This is a genomic window from Tenacibaculum crassostreae, assembly GCF_964512405.1.
Lineage (GTDB): Bacteria > Bacteroidota > Bacteroidia > Flavobacteriales > Flavobacteriaceae > Polaribacter > Polaribacter crassostreae.
Window position 1 is genome coordinate 545,675 of sequence record NZ_CAZELE010000005.1, and the last position, 10,725, is coordinate 556,399.

Annotated in this window: 9 protein-coding genes; 3 read left to right on the top strand and 6 right to left on the bottom strand. The window is 31.6% G+C overall.

The window, feature by feature from the left end:
- Positions 1 to 72: 72 nt before the first annotated feature.
- From ACKTST_RS07940 to ACKTST_RS07950, 3 genes are all read left to right on the top strand, one after another.
- Positions 73 to 732, top strand: a complete 660-nt coding sequence (locus tag ACKTST_RS07940; protein WP_408047214.1) for an energy transducer TonB — start codon at positions 73 to 75, stop codon at positions 730 to 732.
- Between the two features lie 76 nt (positions 733 to 808).
- Positions 809 to 1,489, top strand: coding sequence for an energy transducer TonB (locus ACKTST_RS07945; RefSeq protein ID WP_408047215.1), 681 nt, complete (start codon positions 809 to 811; stop codon positions 1,487 to 1,489).
- A 144-nt stretch (positions 1,490 to 1,633) separates the two neighbouring features.
- Positions 1,634 to 2,776, top strand: coding sequence for an energy transducer TonB (locus ACKTST_RS07950; protein ID WP_408047216.1), 1,143 nt, complete (start codon positions 1,634 to 1,636; stop codon positions 2,774 to 2,776).
- 452 nt (positions 2,777 to 3,228) lie between these two features.
- On the opposite strand, the gene ACKTST_RS07955 is transcribed toward ACKTST_RS07950, so the two are convergent.
- The 6 genes from ACKTST_RS07955 to ACKTST_RS07980 all read right to left on the bottom strand — a co-directional run.
- On the bottom strand, positions 3,229 to 3,861 hold the full coding sequence (locus ACKTST_RS07955; protein WP_408047217.1) for a hypothetical protein: 633 nt from the start codon (positions 3,859 to 3,861) through the stop codon (positions 3,229 to 3,231).
- A gap of 17 nt (positions 3,862 to 3,878) precedes the next feature.
- Positions 3,879 to 4,085 carry a hypothetical protein gene (locus ACKTST_RS07960; protein WP_408047218.1) on the bottom strand — a complete coding sequence of 69 codons (207 nt, stop codon included), beginning with the start codon at positions 4,083 to 4,085 and terminating at the stop codon, positions 3,879 to 3,881.
- A 128-nt stretch (positions 4,086 to 4,213) separates the two neighbouring features.
- The gene (locus tag ACKTST_RS07965; RefSeq protein WP_408047219.1) at positions 4,214 to 5,083 is read right to left on the bottom strand and encodes an OmpA family protein; all 870 of its coding nucleotides are present in this window, start codon (positions 5,081 to 5,083) and stop codon (positions 4,214 to 4,216) included.
- A 135-nt stretch (positions 5,084 to 5,218) separates the two neighbouring features.
- Complete coding sequence (locus ACKTST_RS07970) at positions 5,219 to 7,384, bottom strand: OmpA family protein (protein WP_408047220.1); 2,166 nt, start codon at positions 7,382 to 7,384, stop codon at positions 5,219 to 5,221.
- A gap of 12 nt (positions 7,385 to 7,396) precedes the next feature.
- Entirely contained in the window at positions 7,397 to 8,317 is a 921-nt protein-coding gene (locus ACKTST_RS07975) for a PorP/SprF family type IX secretion system membrane protein (RefSeq protein WP_408047221.1), read from the bottom strand.
- Between the two features lie 45 nt (positions 8,318 to 8,362).
- The coding region (locus tag ACKTST_RS07980; RefSeq protein ID WP_408047222.1) for a cadherin-like domain-containing protein at positions 8,363 to 10,725 on the bottom strand (2,363 nt) is incomplete at its 5' end.

Here is a 10,725-nt window from a genome sequence, read left to right on the forward strand (position 1 = left end):
CAACTTATGATGTTAAGCTAAAACATTTCCTCTCTATATTTTTCATTTTTACATCAACCAAAAACTAAGAAAATGAAAAATCTACTACTTATTATTTCCTTTTTATTCTTTACACAATTTTTATTTGCTCAAAAAAAAGTATGTACAACACAAGAAGAAAATTCAATTGACCTTAATACTATAAGCTTGAATAAATGTGCTATAGAATCAGAAAAGCCTGAACCGCGAAAAAGAATTCAAAAAAATATAGTTGCAAGAAACCGAATTATAAAAAGAAAACAAGTACAAGAAAGTAAAACGGTTTTAAAAGCTTCTTCAGAAATATCAATAACCACAAACAACAGTTTTGAGATTGAAAATCCAACTAAATTTCAAAACAACGAAATTCTTTTTTCTTTAGTTGATGAAGTTCCGTTATTTCCAAACTGTGATAATAATCTTGGGAATACAAAAAAGTGTTTTAAAGACAACCTTCAAAAGCATTTTTTAAAGTACTACTATCCTGAGGTATTTTCTGAAGAAGGAGTTCAAGGGAGAATATTAATTCAATTTACTATCGATATATATGGTAAACCAAAAGACATTCAAGTAATTAGTTCTAAACCTAATAACAATATTACAAAAGAAGTAAATCGAATAATAAACAAACTACCTACATTAACAACCGGAAAACATAAAGGACTGCCAATCAACGTTAAATACGCATTTCCTATAAACTTAACGTTAAATTAATATTGCAATATTTTAACAAATTCTTTAATAATTCTATATTAGCTTCCTTTAAAAACCCTTACATACTATTAAAACTATGAAATCCCCTTCGTTTATAGTTGTCTTATTACTTATGACAACTTTTTCTTTCGCTCAAGAAAAATGTGAAACTCCTACAGAAAACCTACACGATCCTAACGCTATCACAATTACAAAATGTTCTATTGATGATGTAAAAAGCACGTTAGAATCTGAAGAAGTTAAAGAAATAGCTACAAAAAGACATCGTAAGCTTAGAAAAGTAAATGCTATTTCTACTTCTAATCAAAATCAAGTAACTCAACAACTTATAGAAAACAAAGAAGAGTTAGTTGAAGAGTTAAGTATTAAAAAAGATATTTTAACCACTCTTAAAAAAGTTCCTTTTCATTTGGTAGAACAAATTCCTTTATTTGATAAATGTGAAAAAGCTCCAATTCTAAAACAATCAAAGTGTTTTGAAGAGCAAATGATAAAACATATTGTTAGAAACTTTGATTATCCAAAAGAAGCGATGCAAAAAGGTATTGAAGGTAAAGTTTTAGTACAATTTACTATCGATACAGATGGAAATGTTATAGATATTAAAAAAAGAGGGCCAGAAAATGGGGAACTTTTAGAGAAAGAGGCGGACAGACTTATTGCTTCATTACCTAAGTTTATACCAGGTTCTCATAAGGGAAATTTTGTAAATGTGAAATACGCTCTTCCAATAATTTTTAAAGCTCCAAAAAGGTAAAAATCATTTAAAAGCCACAAATTCAGCCGTTAAGAAAAAAAACAAAAAATCAAAATAAATTTGTGGCTTTTTATTTTTTTCATATATTTACCGCGTTAATTGGTGTACAATTAACATTGTAATCACCTTAAATAGAGCGCAATAATGAAAAAATTCCCCTCATTAGCTGCGGCATTGCTACTAACTGTAGCAGCTGTAGGACAGGAAGTATGTACAACCCCTGACGAGACAATCGCTGATCCTAATAGTATCACAAAGTGTGCAATCGAAGACACTAAAGATGGTGCTAACAAACAATTATCTATCGAAGTATCTACCAGAAGACGTGTTGTTCGTAAGAACAAAGAAGCAGTGTCTACTATTGGTGGTGATATCAATTCTTCTCAAAAAGTAGCAGAAATTAAGAAAAATACTCTTTTAGTTGGTAAACTTGAATTAGAAGATAATTCTGCAACTATTGAAAAAATTCCTTTCAACTTAGTAGAAGAAATCCCATTATTTGATAAGTGTAACAATGTTCCATTAATCAAACAAGCTAAGTGTTTTGAAACTAACATGACTAAACATATTGTAAACAACTTTAGATATCCTCAAGATGCTTTAGATAAAGGAATTCAAGGGAGAGTTTTAGTTCAGTTTACTATCAATGAGTTAGGAAATGTAGAAGATATTTTACTACGTGGTCCTCAAGGTGGAGAGTCTTTAGAGAAAGAAGCTAGAAGAATAGTTAACAATTTACCAAAATTTATACCTGGTAAACACAATGGTAAATCGGTAAAAGTGAAGTATGGTGTTCCAATCTCTTTTAGAGCTCCTGGAGCTGCTGCTAGAAATTCATCTTCTAAACCTGCTACAAGAGTAGCAAAGAAAGTTACTGCACCTAAAAAGACTACTGCAGTTGTGAAAAAAGAAGTTGAAATTAAAGATTTTGTTAAGTTTGCTGAGGTTCATAGTATTCCTCAATTCAAAGCTTGTACAAAAGTAGCTGACATGCAAAAAATGAACTGTTTTAACGAAAGAATGGTTAGCCATATTCAAAGAAACTTCCACTACCCTGCTGCAGCTGCAGATCAGAATATTGAAGGTAGAGTTTGGGTACGCTTTATTATTGACAAGAATGGAGATGTTACCAATATTAAAATGAAAGGTCCTGAGAATGGTCATTTATTAGAGCAAGAAGCAAAGAAAATGGTAGCTAACTTACCTACTTTTATTCCTGCTAAGCATAATGGAAAAACAACAAATGTTGAGTATTACATTCCTATTAACTTTAGATTACAAGAATAAAAACTAACATTATTTAGTTTAATATATAAAAAGAAGCCGTAGGTAAAACTTACGGCTTCTTTTTATATATCATTTATAGCTAAAATTATTAAAGTTATAGAGAACCAAAATTATTTACTATAAATAGTTAATTTGAATAGATTAAAGGATAAAATTTTAATTTAGTATAAAAAGTTATACTCTTTCAATATAATCTAATGGAAATAAAGAGGTAAATAATTACTATTCACTTAATACAAAAGCGGTTTAGCAATTAACTTACTATTACTTATAAAATAAATTAACCTTTCAAAAAATTAATTGAAAATATAGTTTATAAACGCATAATACCTTTAAACATCAACTTGTCAAGTTATATCAACTGTACAATAACATTCCTTAATAAAACTTGAACAATAAAAAAGACTGCCTTTACAGACAGTCTTTAAGATAATTATAATTTGTTACTAGATTTATTTTCCTCCTTCTGGAAATAATATCTTTTTAAGAGCATCTTTATCTTTTTTAACCTTTTCTTTTTGCTCTTCAATTCTCTTATTTAATTCGTCTAATCTTTCGTTAGCTTTACGAACTACTTCTTCTTTTTCCTCAGCTTCTTCTTCAGTTATTTCTTTCTTTTCTTTAGCTTCCTTAATCTTTTCATCCGCTTTTTTTATTTTTTCTCTTCCTCTTCTTAAAACTTCTTCGCTCTCACGAATGTTATCTTCTTGTTCCTCAATTTTTTCTTTTGCTTCATTAGATCTCATTTTTCCAAACTCTCTTCCAGACATCCCGTTTTTATCTCTACCGTAAGCATTCCCTTTTCCTTTGAATTCTTTTTTAGCTTTTTCTTCCTTTACTTTCTCTTTACCTTTTTGCTTCATTTCATCAGCCTTCTGCTTCCCTTTTCCTTTTACTTCATCTACTTCTTGCTCAAGTTCATCTTCGGCATCTTCTTTCTCTTTTTTTAACTTGTCTTTTCCTTTATTTTCCATTTGCTCCATTTTTTTCTCTTTTCCTTTACCTTTTCCTTGTGCAAATGTTTGCTGTGTACCTAGAAATGCTAATAACATTACTAATGATACTATAATTTTAATATTCTTCATGTTTATATTTTTTTAGTTTAAATAATACTGTCTAATTTTTGCAACTGCTCTTCTAGCTTTTTAGTTGTTTCATTTAGTTTTTCGATTCCTGCTTTCACTTCATTTTCGATAGAATCAATTTTTTGAATTGCAGATTCAATTTTCTTTTCATCTTCTTGTTTCTTCTTGTCTGTACAAGAAATCATGAAAAGAATTCCAAATGTTAAAATCAATAGTTTTTTCATAATCTGATTATTAAAGGTTTATCTATTTACTTAAGACACAATAGCTTTAAAAAAGTCACTTTTATAAAGCTATTTGCTATGAACTGAAAAACCAGCAAATTTGCTGGTTTTTCAGTGTATTTAAATTATTACGGTTTTATTTGTTCCTCTTCTGCTAATAAACCGAAGAACTTATCAAGATTTGGTAAAATAACAATTCTCGTTCTTCTGTTTCTTGCTCTATTTTCTGCAGAGTTATTTTCAACTAATGGTACTGAACTTCCTCTACCTGATGCAATTAATCTACTAGCATCTACTCCATATTTTTTTTCTAATAATCTTACTATAGATGTAGCTCTTTTTACACTTAAATCCCAGTTATCTTGTAATACACCTGAGTTATATGATCTTGCATCTGTATGTCCTTCAATCATAACATCCATACTAGGTTCAGAGTTAATTACATCTGCTAATTTTTTAATTAGTTTATGAGCATTTCTCTTAACTTTATAACTAGCAGTGTTGAATAACATTTTATCTGAAACAGAAATCATAACCACTGTTTGATCAATATCAATGTTTACATCTTCATCATTTTCTAAATCTGAAGAATTAATTGACTTTTTTAAATTGTATGAAACTGCAACATTCATTGAATCTTTTAATGTTTTTGCATTTGCTAATTCAGCTGGATCAACATTTTTAAGTGTTTCACGCATTTTCTCTTTCATCGAATTAGATATCACTGCAGATTTACCAACCATATCTAATTTTACGCTATTCTCTTCTTGTAGCGACTCGTTTACGTCTTTTAACGAGTTAATTTTTTGATTATAATCATCTACCCTTTTTTCAATTTTTGCAAATTTTGCTTCTAATTCTTCTTTTTCTAAAGTTGTTTTCTGCAAGTTTCCTCTAGTATCATTGTATCGCTGTTCTAGTTCAGCATACTTCTTCTTTGATACACAAGACGTGGTTGCCATAGCTAAAATTACTATGGGGATAAATAGTTTTTTCATAATTAATAATAATGATATAAGTTAATGTATAACTATAACTCATTTATGCTTATATTATTGTGATTATTGAATAAAAAAAGCTCCTTTAAAGGAGCTTTTTTATTGACGTAACACTACGAATTATGAAGGGGAAACTTAGTTCTTATAATCTACTTTAAATTCTTTGTCTTTTTTATCGCAGTTTTCTTCTTCACCTTTAAAACACTTGTTCTTTTCAGGACTTTCATTCCCTGATCTTCTAAGGTTTTTTCTTAAAAATTCTAAGAAATTACTTTTTTTAGATTCTACTTTCTTTTCAGTAACTCTTCTTTTAATTCTAGTTTTTTCAATAGCTTGTTTTATCTTAATAGCATCAGCTCCTTTTACAATATAAAAGTATGAGCGTCGATTAGCTTGATAATCTTTTTCTGAACACTTCTTACCATCTATACAATCGTTAAGTGGTTTATCTTCACCATAACCTATTGCGCTTTCAATTCTATCAGCAGCTATTCCTCTAGATAAAATGAAATCTCTTGTAGCTTTGGCTCTGTTATCAGATAACATTCTATTATAATCTCTAGATCCGCGACTATCAGTATGTGATTCAATTTTAATAACAATTTCTGGGTGGTTACTCATAACTGTTACAATATTCTCTAACTCATATTCAGCATCATCTCTAATCAGCGTTTTGTTATAGTCAAAATAAATAGGTTTGATTACAATTTGATCTCCAACAATTAATGGTACCAACTCTAAATTAGTAGTAAGCTCGTTATTTCTAACATCAGTTGTTGAAATAGTACTTTTAGCTGATCTATGGTCTAGTTTGGTAGCAGTTATAGTATAATTACTGTTACATGGTATATTTTCAAATGTATAATTACCAAAATCGTCTGAAATAACTTCTGAAACAACTTGCTTATTGCTATTAATCAACTTCACAGAAACCGCATCAATAGGGTCTTTTGTTGATTTATTTTGAATAGTTCCTCTTACTATTTGAGTACAAATAGGTGGATCGGTATAAATATAAAAGCTATAAATATCGTCATCTCCTTTACCATTTTCTCTATTTGAAGAGAAAAAACCTTTTTTACCATCATCAGCAACAAAAAATGAAAAATCATCTTTTTTACTATTGAATGGATACCCTAAATTTTCTGGTGAAGAAAAAGTACCGTCGATAGTAATCTTTGATTGGAAAATATCTAAAAGCCCTAAACCTAAATGTCCGTTTGAAGAAAAATACAACGTGTTATCATTCCCGATATACGGAAAAACTTCTTTCTCAGATGTATTTATTGTACTTCCTAAGTTTTCTGGAATTCCATAATCATCTTTACCATTAATTTCTACTTTATAAATATCGGAGTCTCCATATCCCCCAGGCATATTTGAAACGAAATACAACGTTTTTTCGTCAGGACTTAAAGCAGGATGACCTGTAGAATATTCATCATTATTAAATGGTAATTCTTTAACGTTTACCCAATAACCGTTTACAAAACTTGCTTTGTAAATTTTTAAGTTAGAAGTGTTGTTTTTATTTTTTCTCGCTCTTTTACCATCTGAATTATTACGTGTAAAATACATCGTTTTTCCATCTTTTGTAAAAACTGGTGTTGATTCATGAAATTCTGAAGCAATTGGCTCTCCTAGTTTTTCAATGTTACCAAGAACCAAAACAGTGTCTTTTTCACTGTCCTCAAGCGTTTTAATATCTTCTTCTGCTCTATAAATATTTAAAAATGGTTGATTGTTCCATTTGTAAATGTTTTGTCTTTTAGCATCTGTAGGTGCTGAAGATGAATAATATGCTTTTCCATTAAGCAAGAAACCACCAAAATCAGAAAATGGAGTATTTATGGCTAAATTTCTTACCCCTATCCTTTTTTCTTGACTTGAATAATTAAGTAAATAGTCTTCATTATTCAATTCTTGCTTTAAATTGCTACTTTCTGCATTCGCAAGTTTTAAAAATATAGAATCTGACTTTTTATACTTACCATTACTTCTCAACACCTGTGCATATTTAAACAAATGCCTACCCTCAATATTTTCATTGAAATTGGCAATTAACTTTTGGTACCATATTTCAGCTTCTTCGGTATCTGAATTGTTGTAATACGATTCTGCTAACCTACTTAAAACATGTTTAGAGCTATCGCCCTTGACAAGTACTAAATCTTTGTAAATCTTTGCTGATTGTACGAATGAAAATTCATCAAAATACCTATCAGCTACTTTTTTACTTTGCCCAAAAACTCCTACTGCCAACACTAATAAACATAGTGTTGGTAACCTCTTTAAACTCATAATTTCTTCTTTTTAAAAGAATCTCGGGGATCTGTATCTTATTTCTTTAAATATTTCGTAACGTAACATAAGTTCGTGTGTTCCTGAATTTGTTACGTTATAATTTGAGGTGGTTAAATCATATGAATATCCTATTAGGAATGAATCGTTTACTTGGAAACCTAAAAGGGCACTAATTGAATCATCCCATCTCCATGATGCTCCTACTCTAAACTTTTCACTAAATAATAAGTTCGCTGAAACATCTAAAGATAAAGGCGCACCAGATACTGCTTTTAATAATGCTGCTGGTTTAAATTTTAAATCTTCATTAATATCAAAAACATATCCTGTAATTAAGAAGAAGTGCATTCTTTCTACAGCTACTTCTCCTGGTGTTTCAGCATCATAATGTTCCATTCTTAAAATATTAGGAACAGATAGCCCAATATACCATTCAGGTTCATGATAATAAACACCAGCTCCTACTGTAGGTAAAAATCTATTGACATTATTAGCAAATATTTGCTCTTCATCTCTGTATAAACCTTTGGTCCAATCTATATTTAATAATCTACCTCCTAAACGTAAACCGAATGCTAAATTACCCTCATTACCAGTTTGAATAGTGTATGATAAATTTCCATCTAAATAAATTTCACTAGAAGGTCCAATTTCATCATTCATTAAGTTAATTCCTAATCCTAAACCAGAATATCCTAAAGGAGTATCATAAGTTAAGTTTTGGGTGTTTGGTGCTCCTTCAAATCCAACCCATTGTAACCTACCTAAAGCTGTAATTACAGTATTTCCTCTAGAACCCGCGTAAGCAGGGTTTACATTCATAGTATTATACATATACTGTGTATACTGAGGATCTTGTTGTGCATGAGCATCTGTGATTACACAAACACTCATAACACATATTAAGATTAAACTTAAATATAATTTCATCTGATTAAATTTTTTATTTATTAATCTAACGTATTGTAATACTTATTATCTATTAATATAAATCCAACCTTTTCTTACCTTACTTCCATTTCCAAGGTCTAATATATAGAAGTATGTTCCAACTGGCAATTTATCATCAACATTTATGTTAACACGTCCGTTAGAAATACCTTCAAATCTCTTATCTCGATTAGTATTAGAGTATCCTTTTACTTTAAATACAGTATTACCCCATCTATTGAATATCTCTAATTTATTATTAGAGAAGTTTTCAATACAATCGATGTGTAAGTAACTATTAGCTGAATCTCCATTTGGACTCATTAAGTTGTTTACCTTAACACAAGTACCCTCATCTATTGCATCACCAAATCCGTCTAATCCATCTACTGAATCTGCAATACCATCACCATCTGAATCTGTTCCGCTATCACCAACAACTCCATTTCCTCCATCATTTGGATCGGTTGGATCTGAATCGTTATCTGGATCGTTTGCATCTCCATGACCGTCTAATCCATCTACTGAATCTGAAATACCATCGCCATCTGAATCTCCTCCGTTATCATCATCTGAATCAATTGTTCCATCTCCGTTAGTATCTAAATCTCCATTTCCTCCTTCAACAACATCGTTTACTCCGTCATCATCGCTATCTAGATCTTGATAATCTGCAACACCGTCTCCATCGGTATCTACTGTATCTCCTTCATTGTCTCCGAATCCATCTAACCCGTCTACTGAATCTGGAATACCATCACCATCAGAATCTCCTCCGTTAGTATCATTTGAATCAATTACTCCATCTCCGTTAGTATCTAAACCTCCGTTTCCGTTTTCGATTACATCATTGATACCATCGTTATCTGAATCTAAATCTTGATAATCTGGAACGCCATCTCCATCTGTATCTGGCTCTTCATTAGCATCTACTGAAGCATCTGCTTGACCGTCTCCATCTGAATCTACTCCTGATGCTCCATCATTTGAATCGATTACACCGTCTCCGTTGGTATCTAAATCACCATTTCCTCCTTCATCTACATCTAAAATACCATCGTTATCTGAATCTAAATCTAAACTATCTGGAATACCGTCGCCATCTGTATCTATTGATCCATCTCCTTCTTCTTCATCTGGTATACCATCATTATCATCATCTGCATCATCTACATCTGGAATACCATCACCGTCGGTGTCTAATTCAACTACAATTGTTAATACTGCTGTATCACAATTAGTAGGATTAGCTTTTTCGCACACTTGGTAAGTTAATGTATATGTCCCTGCAGGTGTACCTGGAGCTATACTTACAAAACCTGTTGTTGGATCTAGTAAGATAAATCCGCCTACATTTCCTCCAATAACCCCCCAGTTCATATCATCGACAACTATTGAAACTCCATCAAACAAATCATTATCTGCAATATTCAAAACATTTGTTGCTCCTGTTGAAGAATAAATAGGAACTGCATTAGTATCATCATTTGCAATAATCTCTTGTATAACTTCCTCTACTGTAATATCTAATGTAGAAGTTACATCTGTTCCGCTTCCATCGGTTACCACATACTCTATCGTTGGTACTGGTCCGTTATAATTTGGTGCTGGTGTGAAGCTAAACGTTCCGTCACTGTTTAATGTGATTGTTCCAATTGGATTACCTGATCCATCTACAATAGCTGTTGCTACTCCTAATGGTAATGCATCTGGTGTTCCGTCTCCATCAACATCTACTGCTGCACTTGAAACACTTACTGGTCCGTCTACTGAACTTGTGCCTGTTAATACATTTCCTGTTAAGGCTGTATCTTCTGGAGTTGTTAAGTTCTCACTCGCATCTGTAAAGCTATCATCTACCGCTGTTACCTCAATGTCTAAGCTAGAGGTTACATCTGTACCACTTCCATCAGTTACCACATACTCTATCGTTGGTACTGGTCCGTTATAATCTGGTGCTGGTGTGAAGGTAAATGTTCCGTCACTGTTTAATGTGATTGTTCCAATTGGATTACCTGATCTATCTACAATAGCTGTTGCTACTCCTAATGGTAATGTATCTGGTGTTCCATCTCCATCAACATCTACTGTTGCACTTAAAACACTTACTGGTCCGTCTACGGAACTTGTTCCTGTTAATACATTTCCTGTTAAGGCTGTATCTTCTGGAGTTGTTAAGTTCTCACTCGCATCTGTAAAGCTATCATCTACCGCTGTTACTTCAATGTCTAAGCTAGATGCTACATCTGTACCGCTTCCATCGGTTACCACATACTCTATCGTTGGTACTGCTCCATTATAATCTGGTGCTGGTGTGAAGGTAAACGTTCCGTCACTTTTTAATGTGATTGTTCCAATTGGATTACCTGATCCATCTACAATAGCTGTTGCTACTCCTAATGGTAATG

Coding starts and splice junctions, on each gene's coding strand:
- ACKTST_RS07940 (WP_408047214.1), top strand. CDS start 73: ATGAAAAATCTACTACTTATTATTTCCTTTTTATTCTTTACACAATTT.
- ACKTST_RS07945 (WP_408047215.1), top strand. CDS start 809: ATGAAATCCCCTTCGTTTATAGTTGTCTTATTACTTATGACAACTTTT.
- ACKTST_RS07950 (WP_408047216.1), top strand. CDS start 1,634: ATGAAAAAATTCCCCTCATTAGCTGCGGCATTGCTACTAACTGTAGCA.
- ACKTST_RS07955 (WP_408047217.1), bottom strand. CDS start 3,861: ATGAAGAATATTAAAATTATAGTATCATTAGTAATGTTATTAGCATTT.
- ACKTST_RS07960 (WP_408047218.1), bottom strand. CDS start 4,085: ATGAAAAAACTATTGATTTTAACATTTGGAATTCTTTTCATGATTTCT.
- ACKTST_RS07965 (WP_408047219.1), bottom strand. CDS start 5,083: ATGAAAAAACTATTTATCCCCATAGTAATTTTAGCTATGGCAACCACG.
- ACKTST_RS07970 (WP_408047220.1), bottom strand. CDS start 7,384: ATGAGTTTAAAGAGGTTACCAACACTATGTTTATTAGTGTTGGCAGTA.
- ACKTST_RS07975 (WP_408047221.1), bottom strand. CDS start 8,317: ATGAAATTATATTTAAGTTTAATCTTAATATGTGTTATGAGTGTTTGT.